The organism is Actinoplanes sp. NPDC051405 (assembly GCF_055586185.1).
This window is the reverse complement of record NZ_JBVJIR010000004.1, coordinates 35,390-53,992: the sequence shown is the minus strand read 5'-3', so window position 1 is coordinate 53,992 and position 18,603 is coordinate 35,390. Positions and strand designations below refer to the sequence as shown.

Genomic DNA, 18,603 nt, shown 5'->3' with positions numbered 1-18,603 from the left:
GTGGAACACCGTAGGTAAGCGCTTGCCTGGATCGACGAGGGCTGATCTGATGGCGGCATGGAGCTTGATCGCAGGATGCTGTTGCGGGCCGCGCTCGGCGGTGCCGTCGCCGGTGGGCTGGGGATCACCGGACCGGCCGGCGCCGCCGCCCGCCGCCCGCCCCGCCACACGATCTTCGTCGCGGGGGACTCGACCGCGGCCACGTACGCCCTCGCGGACGCGCCCCGCGCGGGGTGGGGCCAGGCCCTGCCGCTCTTCCTGCGGCCGGAGATCGCGGTGGTCAACGAGGCGCTCTCCGGCGCCAGTTCCAAGAGCTTCGCGGACCTGGGCCGGCTCGACCGCATCCTGGCCGCGATCCGCCCCGGCGACGTGCTGCTGGTGTCCTTCGGCCACAACGACGAGAAGGTCGAGGACCCCGCCCGCGGCACCGAGCCCTGGACGACCTTCCAGGAGTACCTGCGCCGCTACCTGGACGGCGCGCGGGCCCGCCGCGCCCGGCCCGTGCTGGTCACCCCGGTCGAACGGCGACGGTTCACCGCCGAGGGCGCGCCCTACCTGTCGCACGGGGAGTATCCGGCGGCGATGCGGGCCCTGGCCGAGGACACCGGTACGCCGCTGATCGACCTCACCGCGCTGTCGTTCGCCCGCTGGGGCGCCCTGGGCCCGGAGGCGACCAAGACGCACTTCCTCTGGCTGGACCCGGGTGTCTCGCCGAACTATCCCGCCGGGGTCGCCGACAACACCCACTTCCAGGCGCACGGGGCGATCGAGGTGGCCCGGCTCGTGGTGGCGGCCGGACGGATGCTGCCGGGCCGGGACCACCGGGCGCTGTGCGACCCCGCGATCCCGGACGACTCGCTCGTCTGGCCCCCGACCCGGCCGGCCGAGAGCTGACCGCAGGCCGTCAGGGGCTCGGCAACCGCCAGACGCTGACGTCCTCGCCGCGGGGGCTCATGGTCAGCCAGGTGCCGTCACCCAGCCCCACCGGGTGCGGGCCGGCCGCGGCGGGATAACGGATCGGGCCGCGTACGTCCAGGGTCTCGACGTCGATGAGCCAGTGCCGCACGTCGGCGGCGCCGTACCCGTGCTCGCTGGTCTCCGCCACGAGCGTGCGGTCGTCGACCAGGCCGCACCGGAAACCCCAGCGGGCGGCGGGATCGGCCGGCTCCAGCCGGTCGGCCCGGACGGTGCCCAGCACGACGTGGTCGGACGTGCGGTGCACGGTCAGCTCCTGACCCTGCTCGTGCCCGCGGGTCAGGAACGTGCGGCCGCCCGGCCCGGCGGCGAGGAGGATCCGGTCGTCATCGGCGAGCCGCTCGACGTGCAGGACACCGTCGGTGAGCCGCCCCCACAGCGCCGGTGATCCGTCCTGGCCCTCGCCGACGACCAGGCCCATGACCGCCGGGTCCGGGTGCGGGACGTGGTGCGATCCGGCGGCGTACGTCTCGGTGCCGGCCCGTGCCACGACGGTGCCGTCCGCGGGGTCGATGACCAGCCACGTCTCGGGACCGGACTCACCGCGCGGATCGTCGTCCTCGCCGAGCTCCCGCACGTGCGCCCACACCGTCCGGCCGTCGGCGCCGAAGCAGGCCGAACCGTGGTCGGGATGCTTGTGATCCGGGTCGGCGGTGTACTCGTCCGCCGTCTCGTGCCACTCCTCGCAGACCCAGCAGCCGTGCGGGATCTCCCATCGCGTCACGCCGTCCGGTGTCACCCCGCGCACCGCGTGCAGACCGGTGAAGACGGCCAGGTCGAGGCCGGGCGCCACGGCGTCGACGCCGCTCGCGCCGCGCGGCCAGGGTGCCGGGAAAGCCACCAGCGGCGTATGGTCGCCCGCGGCCAGGCGGTCGAGGTCGTGCACCGCCAGCGTGGTGTCGGTGCGGGTGGTCACCAGCCGCCGGCCCGGCACGCCCGGCCTCAGGGGGCCGTCGCACGCGGTGGGCAGCGACACCGCGGTGACCGGCTGCGCGTTGATCTCCATGCCGGAGATCATGGCCGATCGGGCTGCGGTGCCGCTGCCCGGCCGTCTACCGCCGGAAGGTGATCGTGTAGCTGCGCGCCTGCGACCTGTCCTCGCCGGTGACCGTGACGGTCGCCGTACGGTGGCCGGCGGTCGGCCCGCGGACGTCCACAGTGGCGTACGGGTCGGCGGCCACCGCCGTGACCACCGGCGGCTTGCCCCGGGACCGCACCGAGTACGACGTGCGCTCGGGGTCGAGCCGTCGCGGTAGAAGTGCGTGACGACGCGGGTGACGGCCTGCTGCCCGGCCAGGTCGACGGTCAAGGTGTCGGCGGTGTTCTTCGGCCCCGACCGCCAGTTGGGGTCACCACTCCCACCGCGTCGAAGGCTCCGGGTGCCGTGTCCTGCCACACCACCGGGCGCTCGACCCGCGCGCCGTGCCGGCCCAGGGCGGTGACGGTGGCCGGCAGCGCCGGCCGCCCGCCCGCGAAGGCCTTGGCCCGGGTCGGCACCGTCGAGACCAGCGTGTCGACCGCGACCGTGGCCAGGGCGCGGTGGGTCCGGCCGAGCGCGTCGGTGGCGACTCCCTGCACGGGTACGGTGCCCGCCCGCTTCCACGCCGACGCCGACGGCAGCCTCCAGGTGACCGGCAGTGTCCCCCGGGCACCGTCGCGACAGCGCGGGACGACGGTCGTCGGCAGGGTGGGAGCGGCCCCGGGCACGGTGAACGCCGCGGTGGGCGCGATCCCGAGCACCGTCTCGTCGATCACCCGCCAGCGCTGGTTGACCCCCGAGTTGGCCGGCCAGGTCGACACCGCGACGCCGTCCTGGGTGGCCTGGCCGCCGACCTCCAGCAGGCGTCCGGTGGCCACGTTGACCAGCGTGTACGTGCCGTCGCCGGTGGTCGACAGGATCCACTGCGCTCCCGGGCCGGGTCTGCGGGCGGCCGGCACCAGGGTCACGGCGCCTTCGACGACGGCGAGCTGCCGGTCCCCTGTGGCAGTGCCGAGGGCGTAGCGGTTGCGGTTGCTGACGCCGGGGGACAGCCGGGTCAGGCGCCAGAGCTGCTCGGTGCTGCGCGGATCATCGGTGTGGATCACGGCACCGGTGCCGCCCGGCGTGAGCGACCGGCCGCTCTGCACGCCCGGCAAGCGGTACACGTGGCCGTCCTGCGCCAGGGCGGCGTCGGACGCCACTCCGGAGACGCCCCGGACCAGCAGGGTGGTCACCGACTCGGCCGGGACCTGGATCGACGCCGCGCGGTCGCGGACCGCGACCGGCGCGCCCCGGCGCAGGGCACCACCGGCGCTGGTGACGATCGGGGTCACGGTGGCGTTGCGGGCCACGGTGCCGAAGGCGGAGAGGTCGAGCCGTACGGTGTGCGCCCCCAGTTGGCGCCCGCGGCGCTCTCCCCGCCGGGCTTCATGTTGTCGTAGTCCTCGACCGGCTGCCAGAACACCCAGGCCGAGGGCTCCAGCTCGCGCAGGTCGTCGACGATCCGCTGGGCCATGCCCAGGCCCGGCGCCATGCTGGTGAAGCTCTGCCCGTCGCCCCAGGAGCCCTCGACCTCGCTCATCCACAGCGGCTTGCGCTCGCCCTTGGCGATGTCCCGCACATGGCCGAGATCCGGGTGTCGCTGCCGGTCGCGGCCGGCTTCGCCGCCAGCGCCCGGATCACCTGCTGCTGCAGGGCGGGTCCGGCGTGCGCACCCTCCTGGCGCCCGCCGGCCGGGTTGCCGTCGGGCCCCAGCCGGGTGCCCCAGTACGGCGTGTTCGGCTCGTTGAGCGGGTCGATCGTGTCCACGGTGATGCCGTGCGCCCGTTCCAGCTCCGCGGTCACCCGGGTCAGGTAGGTGGCGAAGTCGTCGACGGTCCCGGGGCGGATCTGGTCCTGGGTGGCGTCGAAGCCGCCGGAGACGTACCCGCTGACGGTCTGGAACCAGGGCGGTGAGTTGCTGAACGTCTCCCGGTGGGTGATGTCCCGCTTGATCCGGTCGATCCACCAGCGCTGGGTCCGGTCGGCGCCGAGGTTCCAGTGCGCCGGATTCCCGGGGTCCCACCAGTCGACGTCGGTACGGGTGGTGCCGGTGGGGGCCTGACCCTGGTACGACGGATCGGGCCGCACGGTGACAGTGGGTCCGGCGGCCTCCGGCTCGGCGGCGCGGGCATCACCGCTGCTCAGCGCGCTCAGGGTGAGGACGGTTGCCGTGCAGGCGGCAGCCAGGCTCCGGAATCTCACGCGGGCGGGTCTCCTTCGCGGCAACGATCGGCCATGTTTACGTAAACATCGAGGGCGGTGATGGTGGCGTCCGTCCTCGCCGGCGTCAAGGTGTCCGATCTCGGCACTGCCGGGGCCAGCGGTTGCACCGAGGTCAAGTCCTTGATGTGATGCGTCGGTAACAAGTGACATCGATGCGTCACCGAGAGGAAATCTCGTGAAGATCGATCATGGACGGTTCTGGCGGCTGCCCGCGGCCGCGCTGCTCGTCACCGCGGCGCTGACCGGTTGCGGCGACGACGGTGGCGGCGACAGCGACGGCGGCGGCACCCTGACCGTGTGGAGCCTGGAGAACCAGACCGACCGGGTGCAGGCGACCCAGGCCATCGCCGACAAGTTCACCGCCGCGAGCGGCGTCAAGGTCAAGATCGTCGCGACGGACGAGAATCAGTTCAGCAGCCTGATCACCTCGGCCGCGGCCGCGGGCACGCTGCCCGACGTGGTCGGTGCGCTGCCGCTGGGCGCGGTGGCGCAGATGTCCACCAACGACCTGATCGACACCGAGGCCAGCAAGGCCGTCGTGGACGCGCTGGGCACGGGCACCTTCTCGCCCCGCGCGCTGGAGCTGACCGGCCAGGACGGCAAGCAGCTGGCCATCCCCTCGGACGGCTGGGCCCAGCTGCTCTTCTACCGCAAGGACCTGTTCGACAAGGCCGGCCTGGCCGCGCCCGACACCTACGACAAGATCCGGCAGGCGGCGCAGCAGCTCAACTCCAAGGACGTCGCCGGGATCAGCCTGTCGACCATCGGCAACGACGCCTTCACCGAGCAGACCTTCGAGAACCTGGCCCTGGGCAACGGCTGCGAGCTGGTCGACGCGAACAAGACCGTGACCCTGGATTCGCCGCAGTGCGTGCAGACCTTCCAGCTGTACGGAGACCTGGTCAGGAACTTCTCGGTGCCCGGGGCGCAGGACGTGGACACCACCCGTGCGACGTACTTCTCCGGCAAGGCCGCCATGGTGATCTGGTCCTCGTTCCTGCTCGACGAGATGGCCGGCCTGCGCAAGGACGCGCTGCCCACCTGCGCGCAGTGCAAGGCCGACCCGGAATACCTGGCCAAGAACAGTGGCATCGTCACCGCGATCGCCGGGCCCGCGGGCAAGCCGTCGCAGTTCGGCGAGATCACCAGCTGGACCATCACCAAGGACGGCGAGAACACCGAGTCGGCCAAGAAGTTCGTCCAGTACATGATGAACGAGGGCTACACCGACTGGCTGGGCATCGCCCCGGAGGGCAAGTTCCCGGTCCGCAAGGGCACCCAGCAGGAGGCGACCAAGTTCACCACCGCGTGGAACGACCTGCCGGCCGGGGTGGACACCAAGAAGCCGCTCGGTGATGTCTACGCCAAGGACGTCATCACCGCGCTGCAGAACAGCCCGGACACGTTCCAGCGCTGGGGTTTCCCGCAGAAACAGGGTGCCCTGGTCGGGGCGACGCTGGGGGAGCTGCCCGTACCGAAGGCGGTCAACGCCCTGGCCGGCGGTGAGCTGGACGCGGCGGGGGCGGCCAAGCGGGCCGCCGACGACGTCAAGAGCATCCAGAAGTCGCTCGAGTAATGGTCGCGACCCGGCCGCCCGAGGCCGTCTCCCCGGTGAAGGACCCGGGGAAACGGCCGCTGACCCGGCGGCAGCAGGAGAACCGGGCCGGGCTGATCTACCTGTCGCCCACCCTGGTCGTGGTGCTGGTCGTCGTGGTGCTGCCGATCCTGTGGACGGTCATGCTGGCCTTCCAGCGGATCCGGCTGATCAACCTGCGCCGGGCCGGCTTCTTCGGCGAGTACACCTGGGCCAACCTCGAGCTGGTGCTGACCTCGCCCGGCTTCTGGTCGTCACTGTGGACCACTCTGGCGTACACGATCGGCGCGACCTTCTTCTCGATCCTGTTCGGCCTGATCGCCGCGCTGGCCCTGCGCGGGCGCTTCCGCGGCCGCACGATGGTCCGCGCCTCGGTGCTGCTGCCGTACGTGGCACCGGTCGTGGCGGTGACCTTCGTCTGGGAGATCATGCTCAGCCCCCAGTTCGGCATCGCCAACAACTGGGGCACGCGCTTCCTCGGCTGGGACCGCCCGATCGCCTTCCTGAGCCAGCGCGAGTACGAGGCGTCACTGTTCGGCTGGCACTTCGACGTCCCGCTGGCCCTGCTGACGGTCATCGCCTTCGAGGCGTGGCGGTACTTCCCGTTCGCCTTCCTGTTCCTGCTCGCCCGGTTGCAGGCCGTCCCGCGCGACCTGGAGGAGGCGGCGCTGGTCGACGGGGCCGCGCCCACCCAGATCTTCCGCCACATCCTGCTGCCGCAGCTCGGCCCGGTCATCGCCCTGCTGACCGTGCTGCGTTTCATCATGACGTTCAACAAGTTCGACGACGTCTACCTGCTGACCGGCGGCGGGGCCGGCACGGAAGTGGTCAGCGTCCGGGTCTACCAGTTCCTCACCGCGCGTTTCGACATCGGGGCCGCCTCGGCGCAGGCCCTGGTGCTGGCCGCCGGCCTCGTCGTCCTGCTCGTCGTCTACCTGAAGTTCATGGCGCCACGAGTGGAAGGCGAGGAGGAGAACTGATGGACCGCGCTGCCGTCGAGACCCGGGTGTTCGGGGTCCTGCGCCGGGTCGTCATCGCCGTGCTCGTCGTGGTGACGCTGTTCCCGTTCCTCTACATGCTGCTGCTGTCGCTGCGCCCGATCGAGGAGGTGCTGCAGAACCCGGGCAAGCTCTGGGTCGGGCCGGCCGAGTGGACCACCTCGACGTACCGGGAGGTGCTGACCCCGGCCGGCAACGGCGGCCAGGGCTTCCTGCGCTTCCTCACCAACTCGGCGCTGGTCTCGATCGCCGCCACGGCACTGACCCTGCTGGTCTCCATCCCGGGCGCGTACGCGGTCAGCCGCCTGCGCTTCGTCGGCCGGCGCCAGGTGCACTTCCTGTTCCTGTCGGTCTACCTCTTCCCGTCGATCCTGCTGGCGATCCCGCTGTTCGTGCTGTTCACCCGGCTCGGCCTGCGCGGCTCGCTGGCCGGCCTGACCATCGTCTACATCGCTCAGACCGTGCCCGTGTCGATCTACATGCTGCGCAACTACCTGTCGACGATCCCGGTGAGCCTGGAGGAGGCCGCGGCGGTCGACGGCTACTCACGCCTGCAGACCATCCGCAAGGTGATCCTGCCGCTGGCGGCGCCCGCGGTCATGGCCAACGCCCTGTACGTCTTCATGATCGCCTGGAACGAGTTCCTCTTCGCCCTGCTGTTCCTGGTCGAGGACCGCAACGACTGGACGGTGTCGCTGGGTCTGGCGCAGCTCTCCGGCGGCATCGAGGTGAGCAAGACGGTTCTGATGGCCGGATCGGTGGTGCTGACCCTGCCCATCGTGGTGCTGTTCTTCGCCGCCGAACGGCTGCTGACCGAGGGCCTGACCGCCGGGGCCGACAAGGGTTGAGTCTGCGGGCGTTTCACCATGCGCCCGCGGGGGGTAGATCCCTAGGGTGATCGCATGCCAGCAACGTTGAGTTCCACGAAGACCCGGGCCGCTCTGAGCACGTCGGCGCGGATATCCCTGCAGGTGCTGGTGCTCCTGGTGATGACCGGGGTGGCCCTGTGGCTGCTGGGCAAGATGTGGTCGGTGATCTGGCCGCTGGTGGTGGCCCTGCTGCTGACCACGCTGACCTGGCCGCTGACCCGTTTCCTGCGCCGGCACGGCTGGCCCCCGGCGCTCGCCGCGGCCACCGTGACCATCGGGTCACTGCTGGTCGCCGCCGGCGTGGTGGTGTTGATCGTGGTGCCGGTGGTGGGGCAGTCCAGTGAGCTGGCCAAGGGCGTGGTCGACGGCATCCAGCAGATCCGCGAGTGGGCCGCCGGCCCGCCGCTGAACATCGGCGACGACCAGGTCTCCACGGCCTTCGACGCCGCGATCGACCGGATCCAGAGCAGCGTCGGCAGCATCGTCACCGCGACGGTCACCGGCGTGAGCACCGTGGTCAACGGCATCGTCACCACCGTGCTGGCCATCTTCCTGATGTTCTTCTTCCTCAAGGACGGGCCGCGCTTCCTGCCCTGGCTGACCCGCCAGCTGCCCGGCCGGCTCGCCACCGACGTGCCCACCGTCGCCGCGCGCAGCTGGGACACCCTCGGCGCGTTCGTCCGTTCCCAGGCGTTCGTCGGCCTGCTCGACGCCGTTTTCATCGGCCTCGGCCTGTGGATCGTCGGGGTTCCGCTCGTGCTCCCGCTGGCGGTGCTGACCTTCGTGACGGCGTTCGTGCCGATCGTCGGTGCCCTCTTCGCCGGGCTGGTCGCCGTGCTGATCGCGCTGGTCTTCAACGGGCCCACCGACGCGCTGATCGTGCTGGCCATCATCGTGGCGGTGCAGCAGCTCGAGGGCAACGTGTTCCAGCCGATGGTGCAGAGCCGCGGCCTCGGCCTGCACGCCGCGGTGGTGCTGCTCGCGGTCACCCTCGGCGGCAGCCTGGCCGGGATCGTCGGCGCGCTGCTGGCGGTGCCGGTGGCCGCGCTGATCGCCGTGTTCTGGAACTACCTCCGCGAGCAGCTCAGCGACCCGGAGCCGGTGCCGGACCCGGTCCCTGAACCGGACCCTCTCGTGGAGTGACGTCTCAGAAGAAGTCGCCGCGCAACGTCAGCTCGGCGCCGTCCTCCACGGTCGTGGCCGCCACCGAGTAGCGGTCGTCACCGGCGTCCCGGCCGCCCTCGTTGTCGTAGCCGTACTTCGCGGTGAAGACGTACGTGGCCGCGCGCAAGGTGGCGCCGCCGGCCAGCCTGAAGTGGTAGACCAGCGCGTCCTGTTCGCGGACCACGGTGGTCTCGATGGTGGCGCCGGTGACGTCGTGCGTGCTGCCCTGGTCGGTGAGCCCGGCCGTCGGCGTCACCCGGACGGTGAGCTCCAGATCGCGGACCGGCTCGCGCAACTTGAGCGTGATGTCGCTGCGGCCGTCGGTGTCATCACTGTTCGGGTTGACCGAGCCGTCGGCCCAGATCGCGTCCCGCCGCGCTTTGTCCTCCGCCGTCGATGATCGGGCGTTTCCCGAAGCCCCAGGCGGCGATGTCCCAGCCGACGGCGCCCCCGGCGACGATGTCCCGGCCGACGGTGCTCCGGCTGACGGTGCTCCGGCTGACGGTGGCTCGGCCGACGGTGGCTCGGCCGACGGTGGCCCGGCCGACGGTGGCCCGGCCGACGGTGGCCCGGCCGACGGTGCGGCGGTCGGGGGTGCCGCTGCCGGCGCCGACGAGGCCGGCACGGGCGGGACGCCGGGCTCCGGGCCGTCGGCCAGGGCCCAGCGGGCCATCCCGCCGACCCCGAGAATGGTGGCCACGGCCAGCGCGGAACCGGCCAGGCGCACGGCCTGCCCGGCGGGCCGCCGCTCGGCGACCGGCGGACCGGCGCGGTGCTCCGCGACCCGGTGCAGCATGGCGGCGCGGTCCGGCTCGTGCTCGGCCGCCAGATCACACAACCGGGTACGCAGCTCGTGCTCCGAGAGTTCCGGGTAGCTTCTCATCGGGCCGCCTCCCGGCCGCCGAGACCGGTGCTCGCCAGTGAGCCACCGAGCAGCTCGGTCAGCCGGCGCACACCTTTCGCCGTCCGGCTGCGTACGGCCGCGGGGGAGATGCCGAGGGCGCGCGCCACCTCGTCGTCGGTGAGGCCGGACGCGTACCGCAGCACGACGCAGACCCGGCGCCGGTGCGGCAACCGGCGCAGCGCACCCGGCAGGTCCATCGCCCCGGCCGCGTCGCGCCGGCCCGGGCCGGGCAGCAGCAGTCGTTCGCGGCCGCGGGCCAGCGTGGCGACCAGCCCCCGGGCGTGGGCCGCCGGGTCGTCGCCCATCCGGGGCCAGGCCCGCCGCACCTGGCCGAGGGCGTCGGCGGCCAGGTCGTCGGCGCCGGCCGCGTCGCCGGTCAGCAGGTACGCCAGCCGGGACAGCTCGGCGTGGTGACGCTCGAAGAAAGCGAGGAAGCCCGAGCCGTCGTCAGCCATCGGCGCCGCCTCCCTGTCCTGCCCGATCTACCGGGTCCGCCGCGATGACCGTAGAGGCCGGTGCCGCGCCCGGGCAATGCGAGCGGGATCTCGAAGAAACTTCCGGGCGGCGAGCAACGTTTCGGCCGCCCCGGACCACCTTCCCGGGACATCAGCAGGCTCCGAGGTAGCGTGCAGATCATGGCAGGAGGCTCCCGTCGCGCTGTGGCCGTGCTCTGCGGCATCCAGTTCGTCGATGTGCTCGGCGTGACCAGCGGCATCACCGCGCTGCCGGCCATGCTGTCGGGCGTGTCGGCGTCGCCCGCGGCCACCCCGGTCCTGGCGACCGTCTACGCGATGTTCTTCGGCGGCCTGCTGGTGCTGGGCGCCCGGCTGGGGGACCGGTACGGGCACCGCCGCGTCCTGCTGCTCGGCTGCACGGCCTTCGCGCTGGTCAGCCTGGTCGGCGCGAGCGCGCAGGAGGTGGTACAGCTCGTCACCGCCCGCGGACTGCAGGGTGCGGCGGCGGCGATCAGCGTCCCGTCCGCGCTGCGGCTCCTGCTGGACGCGAGCCCCGAGCCGGACGACCGCCGCGGTGCGCTCGCGGCCTGGAGTGCCAGCGGTGCCGCCGCGGGGGCGCTGGGTCTGCTGGTCGGCGGGGTGCTCACGGACGTCTTCGACTGGCGGGCCGTCTTCTGGGTGAACCTGCCGGTCGGCATCGTCCTCATCGTGGCGGTCCGGTTGACGATCCCGCGATCGCCGGGCGAACGCGAGCCGGTGCGGCTCGATCTGACCGGCGCCGCCCTGCTGACCGGCGCGGTGATGGCCCTCATCGTGGGGGCGTCGGCGCTGGAGAACCCGCACGCCCGGACGATGGGAGCGCTGCTGATCGCCGCGGGCCTGGGCGCCGGGGCCGTGTTCGTCGTCCACCAGCGCCGGGTCAGCGCACCACTCGTGCCCCGGGCGGCGTTCGCCTCGGCGAACCTGCGTACGGGAACGGCGGTGTCCTTCGTCAACACCGCTACGACCAGCTCGACCGGGGTGCTCGCCACCCTGTCGCTGCAGCAGGAGCTGGGCATCTCCGCGGTGGGGGCCGGACTGGCGCTGGTCCCGTTCAGCCTGGGGGTCGTGGTGGGCTCGGCGCTGACCAGGCCGCTCGGCGCCCGGTTGTCCGTTCGCCGGCTGGCCGCTGCCGGCCTGGCCGGGATCGCCGCCGGCAACCTCCTGCTGGTGCTGACCTACGGCAGCGTCGCGGGCGTGGTGGCCGGGGTCGCGGTGACCGGCATCGGCCTCGGCGTGGCCTCGGTCGCGGGCACGGCGATCGGCACCGACGTGGCCGACAAACTCAGCGGTACGGCCAGCGGTGTCCTCAACACCGGCGCCCAGCTGGGCACGGCCGTCGGGGTGGCCGCGCTGCTCCTGCTGGCCGCGACCATCGGCGGGTCCGGCACCGCGGTGGCCTGGGCCGTGGCCGCGGGCCTGGCGGCCGTCACCGGCATGCTCCTGCTGACCCCGGCATCGTTACGCTCCCGGGCATGAGACGTCGTGGCATTGCGCTCGTCGCGGGCGCGGTGGTCACCGTGCTGCTGGCCGCCGGGATCGGGTTCTGGCCGCTGCCGTACGTGGTGCTGGAGCCGGGGCCCACGGTGGACACGCTGGGCAGTCACGAGGGGGCGCAAGTCATCGCGGTGACCGGCGGGAAGGCCTCCGACTCGGCGGGGCAGTTGCGGCTGACCACCGTACTGGTGGACACCGAGGTCGGGCTGCGGGAAGCGGTGCAGGCCTGGTTCGACGGCGACCGAGCGGTGGCGCCGCGCAGCCGGGTCTACCCGGCGGGGCAGAGCGCCGAGCAGGTCGACCGGCGCAACGCCGAGCTGTTCGCCTCATCGGTGCGCAACGCGGAGCAGACGGCCCTGCGGGAGCTGGGCTCTCCGTCCGGGGAGCGGGCGCCGGTCAAGGTCGAGATCGACGTGGACGAGATCGGCGGACCGAGCGCGGGGCTGATGCTGACCCTCGGCATCATCGACAAGCTGACCCCGGCCGACCTCACGGGCGGGCGGATCATCGCCGGCACCGGAACGGTCGACGAGGCCGGCGCGGTCGGGCCGATCAGCGGCATCCCGCAGAAGCTCCTCGGCGCCCGGGCGGCGGGGGCTGAGCTGTTCCTGGTGCCCCAGGCCAACTGCGCCGAGGCGGTCCGGAACTCGGTGCCGGGCCTGGCCCTGGCCAAGGTCACGACAGTCGATGAGGCGCTGGCGGCGGTGCGGACGTATGTGGCCGGGGGAACCCCTACGCCCTGCGCGGCTGCCTGAACGGGTCCTCGACCGGCCTGGCCGGCTCCCCTCCCGTCGCTCGTAGTGCTTTCCCACCTCGCTGAACGCAGGTGGCGATCATGTGATCCGATGGGCAGGACTCTTCTGGGGGCCGGCGGGGGCCCATAGGAGCCCACAGTTTCAATGACAAATCCCCAGGACAGCGATCGAGGCCGTCACTTCCTGCCGCGCCGGTACGACACGAGATGGGAGTCGTCGTGCAGAGAGCAATCTCGACGGCTGCCTCCTGCTCGACACCTTCGGCCCGACGGAGCTGGCCGCTGTGTGTGGCCACACGGAAGAGTCCAGAGCGATTGAGGTCCGCCTCAGGTCTCCATCATTCGACGATGCCCTGACGGCGTACCTGATGGATCCGGCAAGTGGACGACTGAGGCCGACGGGGCCCGGCTCGGCTTGTACGGGGTATGGCCGCGCCGGCCTTTTCCGCTGGTGCGGACAATGGACGAGTCACCCGTGCCGGGCAGCGCCTTCAACACCTCAACGGGACGGGATGCCTACGCGGCAGTGTGCATCCTCGCGACCCGTCCCTCCGCGATCAGGTATCTGGTACCGGCAATTCTCGGCGAGCGGGACATGCAGGTCGAGACGGTTACGGATGACGTAGCGACCACGGAGGCGGTTCGGCGAATCGGCTATGTGCTGGGCGGTCTGACCCCGAAGGAGTTCAGGGAGCTGCTGGAGCAGACGGCCGTACCGCGGCGAGTATGGCTGAGCACGCGGCGCGCCGCCGCGCTGAGGGACCTGATCGCTGTTTCATTCGACAAGCTGACTCCCGCGCGACCGAAGGTGGACAAGCCCTGGTACCAGCAGGAAAAGGTGATCCTGCCTACCGCGACGACAGTCGCCGGCATGCTGGTGAGCGGGCCCACGGCAGCCGTTGCGGCCGGTTTCATCACCGTTGGTCTGGGCGCGGCAGCGACCCGATTGGGAGACGTGCTGACACGCCGAGGCGACGTGCGCTCGCTGGTGAGGTGGGCGACCGAGGCTCAGCCGGCACTCAGATGAAGTCAATCGATGCCTCGGCTGAGGACCAGCGACAGCCCGGAGAGGCCATTGTGGACCGCGGAGCCGGTTCAGCGGTTGACGGGGTGGGTGGTGGCCCGGATATCGGTGGCAAGCCTGCGGGCCTCGTCGGCCTCGGCCTTGAGCTGGTCGAGGCGCGCGAGCATCCCGCTGGCCCGGGCGTCGAGGATGCCGCGGGCGCTGAGCGCCTCGATCAGGCTCTGCTGGGCCTCGACCAGGTCGCGGACGGCCCGGCAGAGCGAACTGAGGTCCGGCCCGACGTCGTTCATCCCTGTAATGTACAAGCATCTGCTGGTCAGGGACGCGGGACGGAGATTCGGGCCGGTCAGGAGGCCACCGTCGAGTCCCGGATCACCAGCTTGGCCGGGTGCGTGTGTACGCCCGGCCGGGGAACGCCGTCGATGGCTTCGAGCAGCAGGCTCGCCGCGGCCCGGCCCAGGCCCTCCAGGTCCATCTCGACGCTGGTGAGCGTGGGGCGGCTGGCCAGGGCCATGACGTCCCAATTGTCGAAACCGGTCAGGGCCACCTCGGCCGGGACGTGGCGGCCGGCCTCACGCAGGGCGTCGCCGGCGCCGCGGGCGATCTGGTCGTTGCCGCCGATCACGGCGTCGAATTCCACACCCTGGGCCAGCAGGATGCCGGTCGCCTGGCGTCCCCAGGCCTCGCTCCACTCGCCGTACATCGGGGCGGTGATCAGGTTGATGCCGGCTTCGGTGAGGCGGGCGGTGGTCGCGTCGGCGCGTACCCGAGCCGAGTGGTGGTGTTCCGGGCCGGTGATGTGCACGAAGCGCCGGCGTCCGACGGTCAGCAGGTGGTCGACCGCCTGGCGGGCGCCGCCCGCCTCGTCCGGGACGATCGAGCAGTCGGCGGGGTCGGCCGAGGCCAGGAAGGCGTAGACGACCGGCACGCCGGCGGGCCCGCCGATCGGCGCCCGGGTCCCGGCCCGGCGGCCGGTCACGATGATGCCGTCGACCCGGCGGCCGAGCAGGACCTTGAGGTGGTGCTGCTCGCGGATCGGGTCATCGCGGGCGTCGCACAGCAGTACGGAGATCTGGCCGCCGCCCAGGGTGTCCTCCGCGCCGATCAGCAGCGGGATGCTGAACCGGCCGATGGTGTCCGTGGTGATCATGCCGACCGTGTAGGTGCGGCCGGCGTGCAGGTCGCGGGCGGCCTGGCTGGGCCGGAAGTCGAGCCGGGCGGCGGCCTGGCGGACCCGGTCGACGGTGGCGGCGCGCAGCGAGCCGCGCCCGTTGAGAGCCTTGGAGGCGGTGCCCACCGAGACCCCGGCCAGGGCAGCCACGTCGCGGATGGTGACGGGACGCTGCCGGGGCATGCTGAGAACCTACCGTGCACCGGTGCCGGGCCCACCGCGGCGGACCCGGCACCGGCGTCGATCAGCTCAGCTGCACGTAGTCCAGCTCGGCGTAGCCGGTGCGGGCACTGAGCTGCGGTGCGCCCTTGGCCAGGCGGATGACGTTGTAGCCGGCGCGCAGGGTGACGGTCGCGTTCACCGTCGCACCGAAGGCGCCCCAGGCGGCTGTCGGTGGATAGCTGACGGTGCTCCAGGCGCCGCCGTTGTAGGCCAGGCCGTGGCTGGCGGTCGCGCCGGTCCCGTTGGCGTAACCGATGGTCATCGTGTACGCCCGGGCCGTCGGCACGTTCACGAGGAAGTCGACGAACGACTGGTCACGCGCGGTCGCCGAGCCGTCGATCTGCCCGACGTAGCCGCCGTTGGAGGCGGAGCCGGCGGAGAACCGGTTGGCGTTGACGACCGTGGCGTTCTCAGCCTCGTAGCGCTGCTGCCATGTGGCGGCCCCGCTCGCCGGGGTGATGAGCAGCTGGTACGCCGCCAGCGCGTCCATCCCGTTGACGGGCACGCTGATGCTGCCGTCGACGGCGCTGTAGTTGGTCGCGGAGACGGTCACCGGGGCGCTCTGGTTGGTCGCGCGCCCGGTGGTGTCGGTACGCGACAGCGTCACCCGTACCTGCGATCCGAGCGCGCCGAGCCCGTTGACCCGGACGGTGTTGTTACCGCTGTCGCCGCCGAGCACGACGTTGACGAAGCGACGCGTGGGGTCGTACGAGGCGACGCCGTCCAGCCACGAGCCCGGCACGGTCTGCACGATGTTCCCCGCCATGTCGCCGTACCACTTGTAGGCCCAGTACGACGCGGTCGGCGCGTTGTTGTGCAGCAGGCCGTTGACGGTGCCGGCCTCGTACCAGTAGGCGCGTTCGGCGGAGCGGATGCCGTGCCGCTCGAAGACCGCCATGTAGTGCACTGCGACGCTGGGGATGTCGACCTGGCTCGGTGAGGCGTACTCGTTGATCGAGATCGGCCGCGGCGAGATGCCCAGCGACCGCTCGGCCGCCCGGTAGTCGGCGACGTGGGCCGCGACGTTGAGGTAGTCGTCGTTGCCGAGCTCGTGCCAGACGATCACGTCCGGCAGGGTGCCGGTGTCCCGGGCGTTGGTGAGGAACTCGACCATCCAGTTGTGGTTGTAGTACGAGTGACTGGGCCCGACGATCGGGGTGACGGTGTCCAGTGATCGGATCAGCCGGTGGGTGCGGGTCCACCCGGCGGTGAACGCGCCCGCCGCGGCGGTGTTCCACGTCCAGTCCGGCTCGTTCCACAACTCCCAGCCGTCGATGTTGGTCGTGCCGGTGGCGTTGAGCCGGGCCTGCACCATCGTGCGGACCTTGGCCTCCCAGTCGGCCCAGCTCACCCAGCGGTACGGGAAGTTCGGGTAGATGTCGGGCATGCGCAGGAACTGCTGGGCGCCCGCGCTGGTGACCTTCCCGGCGACGAGCAGGCCGTCGCAGCACGGCTGGGTGGCGCCGTTGCCGAGCTGCTGGACGCCGGGCGGCGGCTGGGTCAGGTGGTTGAGCCGCAGCGGGTACAGCTGCTCCAGCGGCGGCCTGGTGCCGGTGTCCACGGCGTAGAGACCGCCGGACGCCACGTGGGTGACCGGCCGGACGAGGGTGCCGACGTTGACGGTGAGGGTGTTGCCGGCCGCCTGGGCCGGGCCCGGGAGCGCGCCGACGGCGGCGACGAGCGTGAGGACGGTGAGGGCGGCGGCTGCGGTTCTTCGGTGTCGCACGGTGTGCACCTCGTTCGTGGGGGAGGGGGAGGAGCGGGTCATGCCTCCCGTGGGGCAGTCGGGATCCAGACCCGCATGGGTCCGGGGGCCCGGTTGGCCCACAGGAAGTAGGGGATGGCCGCGACGGTGCCGGCCGTGCTGGCCGGCGGTTCGTCCTGCGGCCCGGTGCGGTAGAGCGGGTCGGCTTCGGCGGGGCGGGCCTCGACCGGGGCCAGCAGGGTAACCGGGGCGAGGGCGTCCTCGCGGTGCACCACCTCGACCGGCCGGGCCGGGTCCAGGGCTAGGTCCTCGAAGACCACGCCGGACAGGGACACGTCGGCGTGTTCGAGGCAGTAGACCAGCGGGCCGCGGGTCAGGGCGGCTGTGCCGCGTACCGCGTCGATCCGGGGGTGCGGCCGCACCAGCCGGGGCGGCATCGCCAGGGTGAGGACCACCTGGTCGCCGGTCCGCCAGGCCCGGGTCAGCCGCAGGTAGCCGTCCTCGGCGGCGGTCGTGTCGGCCTCGCCGTTGACGGTCAGCCGCGCGTCGGCGCACCAGGACGGCACTCGTAGGGCCAGCGTCCAGGGTGTCGTCGCGTCCTGGGTGAGCGAGATCGTGATCTGCTCGTCCCACGGGTAGCGGGTGCTCACGTCGACCGGGCCGAACGTGCCGGTGGCGTACAGGTGCAGCTGCAGGCCGCTGTCGTCGCCGGTGGCCAGGTACGCGTGCAGCGACGCCATCAGCCGGGCCAGGTTCGGCGGGCAGCACGCGCAGGAGTACCAGCCCAGCCGCTGCGAGGGCGCGTCCTCGTGCGAGCCGTCGTGTCCGGTGCGCAGTTGCAGCGGGTTGGAGTAGAAGAACGAGGTGCCGTCCACCCCGGTGCTGCCGGCGATGCCGTTGTGCAGCAGCCGTTCCATCTCGTCGGCGTACCGGGCGCGGCCGGTGGCCAGCAGCAGTCGCCAGGCCCACTGGAAGCTGCCGATCGCCGCGCAGGTCTCGGCGTAGGCCCGGTCCGGCGGCAGCTCGTACGGGTCACCGAACGACTCGTCGCGGTGCCGGGAGCCCTGCCCGCCGGTGAGGTACGTCTTGCTGCCCAGCGCGGAGTCCCACAGCCGTTCGGCCGCCGCCAGCAGCTCGCCGTCGTGGGTCTCGACGGCCACGTCGACGGCGCCGGCCAGCAGGTAGAGCTGGCGCACGACGTGCCCGGTGACCTCGTCGGCCGTCCGGACCGGCTGGTGGTCCTGGTAGTAGCGCGGTCCCAGCTTGTCCTGGCCGATCAGGCCGTGCCCGCGCAGGTCGACGAACCGCGCCGCCAGTGCCAGGTACGGCTCGTGTTCGGTGAGCCGGTACAGCTCCACGAGCGCCGTCTCGATCTCGGGGTGGCCGCAGATCGCTTCGGTGCCGTCCGGGCCGTACCGCCGTACCAGCAGGTCCGCGAAGCGGCGGGCCACCCCGACCAGCTGCTGGACGCCCGCCGCGTCGGTGCCCGGCGCCCGGGCGGCCGCGACGGCCGCCTGGATCAGGTGCCCGGCGCAGTACATCTCGTGGCTGAAGTGCAGCTCGGTCCACTGCCGGTCGCGGTGGTCGCTCTGGTAGTAGGAGTCCAGGTAGCCGTCGGGGTCCTGGGCCTTCTCCAGCAGCGACGCCGTGTCGGCCAGGAAACCGGACAGCCGCGGGCTCAGCGTGCCGGCGCGGCCGAGCTCCCAGGCCGCCGCCTCCAGCGTCTTGTAGACGTCGGTGTCGGCGAACCACATGCCCGCGAAGGCGGCGGGCCCGTCGCCGACGACCCGGCGCAGGTTGGCCAGGTTTCCCGCGGTGTCGAGGTTGTCGACGCAGTGCGGCAAGGTCGAGGTGGCGTTACGGGCCTGCCAGCCGCCGAGCAGGCCGGTCGGCGAGAGATGGACGGCGTCCGCCGGCAGCGGGTGCAGCGCGGCCACGGCCCGGGCGGTGGGCGCGACGGGACCGGCGGAACGGGTGGGTTCGGTCAT

General features: G+C 72.2%; 19 protein-coding genes. 8 read left to right on the top strand and 11 right to left on the bottom strand.

Annotated elements, in window-relative coordinates; all coding sequences use genetic code 11:
* Positions 1 to 57 precede the first annotated feature (57 nt).
* The gene (locus ACZ6S4_RS10760) at positions 58 to 894 is read left to right on the top strand and encodes a rhamnogalacturonan acetylesterase (protein WP_465474705.1); all 837 of its coding nucleotides are present in this window, start codon (positions 58 to 60) and stop codon (positions 892 to 894) included.
* Positions 895 to 904: 10 nt separating this feature from the next.
* Here ACZ6S4_RS10760 and ACZ6S4_RS10755 read toward each other — a convergent pair whose 3' ends face one another.
* The 5 genes from ACZ6S4_RS10755 to ACZ6S4_RS10735 all read right to left on the bottom strand — a co-directional run bounded on the left by ACZ6S4_RS10755 (position 905) and on the right by ACZ6S4_RS10735 (position 4,198).
* Entirely contained in the window at positions 905 to 1,981 is a 1,077-nt protein-coding gene (locus ACZ6S4_RS10755; protein ID WP_465474704.1) for a hypothetical protein, read from the bottom strand.
* 46 nt (positions 1,982 to 2,027) lie between these two features.
* On the bottom strand, positions 2,028 to 2,192 hold the full coding sequence (locus ACZ6S4_RS10750) for a hypothetical protein (protein ID WP_465474703.1): 165 nt from the start codon (positions 2,190 to 2,192) through the stop codon (positions 2,028 to 2,030).
* Between the two features lie 88 nt (positions 2,193 to 2,280).
* Positions 2,281 to 3,306, bottom strand: coding sequence for an RICIN domain-containing protein (locus tag ACZ6S4_RS10745; protein ID WP_465474702.1), 1,026 nt, complete (start codon positions 3,304 to 3,306; stop codon positions 2,281 to 2,283).
* A complete protein-coding gene (locus tag ACZ6S4_RS10740; RefSeq protein ID WP_465474701.1) occupies positions 3,285 to 3,536 on the bottom strand; it encodes a hypothetical protein in 252 nt (83 codons plus the stop codon). Before ACZ6S4_RS10740 ends, ACZ6S4_RS10745 begins: the two co-directional genes overlap by 22 nt.
* Positions 3,533 to 4,198, bottom strand: a complete 666-nt coding sequence (locus tag ACZ6S4_RS10735) for a glycoside hydrolase (protein ID WP_465474700.1) — start codon at positions 4,196 to 4,198, stop codon at positions 3,533 to 3,535. Before ACZ6S4_RS10735 ends, ACZ6S4_RS10740 begins: the two co-directional genes overlap by 4 nt.
* Before the next feature lie 196 nt (positions 4,199 to 4,394).
* Between ACZ6S4_RS10735 and ACZ6S4_RS10730 the strand changes: the two genes are divergently transcribed.
* Genes ACZ6S4_RS10730 through ACZ6S4_RS10715 form a run of 4 tightly spaced genes read left to right on the top strand, consistent with a single transcriptional unit; the run spans position 4,395 to position 8,823 of the window.
* Positions 4,395 to 5,795, top strand: coding sequence for an ABC transporter substrate-binding protein (locus tag ACZ6S4_RS10730; protein ID WP_465474699.1), 1,401 nt, complete (start codon positions 4,395 to 4,397; stop codon positions 5,793 to 5,795).
* Positions 5,795 to 6,793 carry a carbohydrate ABC transporter permease gene (locus ACZ6S4_RS10725; protein WP_465474698.1) on the top strand — a complete coding sequence of 333 codons (999 nt, stop codon included), beginning with the start codon at positions 5,795 to 5,797 and terminating at the stop codon, positions 6,791 to 6,793. The genes ACZ6S4_RS10730 and ACZ6S4_RS10725 overlap by 1 nt, the downstream gene beginning before the upstream one ends.
* Positions 6,793 to 7,659 carry a carbohydrate ABC transporter permease gene (locus ACZ6S4_RS10720; protein WP_465474697.1) on the top strand — a complete coding sequence of 289 codons (867 nt, stop codon included), beginning with the start codon at positions 6,793 to 6,795 and terminating at the stop codon, positions 7,657 to 7,659. Before ACZ6S4_RS10725 ends, ACZ6S4_RS10720 begins: the two co-directional genes overlap by 1 nt.
* A gap of 54 nt (positions 7,660 to 7,713) precedes the next feature.
* Positions 7,714 to 8,823, top strand: coding sequence for an AI-2E family transporter (locus ACZ6S4_RS10715; RefSeq protein WP_465474696.1), 1,110 nt, complete (start codon positions 7,714 to 7,716; stop codon positions 8,821 to 8,823).
* Between the two features lie 4 nt (positions 8,824 to 8,827).
* On the opposite strand, the gene ACZ6S4_RS10710 is transcribed toward ACZ6S4_RS10715, so the two are convergent.
* Together ACZ6S4_RS10710 and ACZ6S4_RS10705 are read right to left on the bottom strand one after the other, a co-directional pair.
* Positions 8,828 to 9,727, bottom strand: a complete 900-nt coding sequence (locus ACZ6S4_RS10710; RefSeq protein WP_465474695.1) for a hypothetical protein — start codon at positions 9,725 to 9,727, stop codon at positions 8,828 to 8,830.
* Complete coding sequence (locus tag ACZ6S4_RS10705) at positions 9,724 to 10,203, bottom strand: sigma factor-like helix-turn-helix DNA-binding protein (RefSeq protein WP_465474694.1); 480 nt, start codon at positions 10,201 to 10,203, stop codon at positions 9,724 to 9,726. Before ACZ6S4_RS10705 ends, ACZ6S4_RS10710 begins: the two co-directional genes overlap by 4 nt.
* A 180-nt stretch (positions 10,204 to 10,383) precedes the next feature.
* Between ACZ6S4_RS10705 and ACZ6S4_RS10700 the strand changes: the two genes are divergently transcribed.
* The 3 genes from ACZ6S4_RS10700 to ACZ6S4_RS10690 all read left to right on the top strand — a co-directional run bounded on the left by ACZ6S4_RS10700 (position 10,384) and on the right by ACZ6S4_RS10690 (position 13,520).
* Positions 10,384 to 11,721 (top strand): MFS transporter, encoded by a 1,338-nt coding sequence (locus ACZ6S4_RS10700; RefSeq protein ID WP_465474693.1) that lies wholly within the window; start codon positions 10,384 to 10,386, stop codon positions 11,719 to 11,721.
* Entirely contained in the window at positions 11,718 to 12,494 is a 777-nt protein-coding gene (locus ACZ6S4_RS10695; protein WP_465474692.1) for a YlbL family protein, read from the top strand. Before ACZ6S4_RS10700 ends, ACZ6S4_RS10695 begins: the two co-directional genes overlap by 4 nt.
* A gap of 459 nt (positions 12,495 to 12,953) precedes the next feature.
* The gene (locus ACZ6S4_RS10690; protein ID WP_465474691.1) at positions 12,954 to 13,520 is read left to right on the top strand and encodes a hypothetical protein; all 567 of its coding nucleotides are present in this window, start codon (positions 12,954 to 12,956) and stop codon (positions 13,518 to 13,520) included.
* A gap of 68 nt (positions 13,521 to 13,588) precedes the next feature.
* Here ACZ6S4_RS10690 and ACZ6S4_RS10685 read toward each other — a convergent pair whose 3' ends face one another.
* From ACZ6S4_RS10685 to ACZ6S4_RS10670, 4 genes are all read right to left on the bottom strand, one after another.
* Positions 13,589 to 13,807 carry a hypothetical protein gene (locus ACZ6S4_RS10685; RefSeq protein WP_465474690.1) on the bottom strand — a complete coding sequence of 73 codons (219 nt, stop codon included), beginning with the start codon at positions 13,805 to 13,807 and terminating at the stop codon, positions 13,589 to 13,591.
* A gap of 56 nt (positions 13,808 to 13,863) precedes the next feature.
* Positions 13,864 to 14,871, bottom strand: a complete 1,008-nt coding sequence (locus ACZ6S4_RS10680) for a LacI family DNA-binding transcriptional regulator (RefSeq protein WP_465474689.1) — start codon at positions 14,869 to 14,871, stop codon at positions 13,864 to 13,866.
* Between the two features lie 61 nt (positions 14,872 to 14,932).
* Complete coding sequence (locus ACZ6S4_RS10675) at positions 14,933 to 16,636, bottom strand: CBM35 domain-containing protein (RefSeq protein WP_465474688.1); 1,704 nt, start codon at positions 16,634 to 16,636, stop codon at positions 14,933 to 14,935.
* Positions 16,637 to 16,674: 38 nt separating this feature from the next.
* Entirely contained in the window at positions 16,675 to 18,603 is a 1,929-nt protein-coding gene (locus ACZ6S4_RS10670; RefSeq protein WP_465474687.1) for a glycoside hydrolase family 127 protein, read from the bottom strand.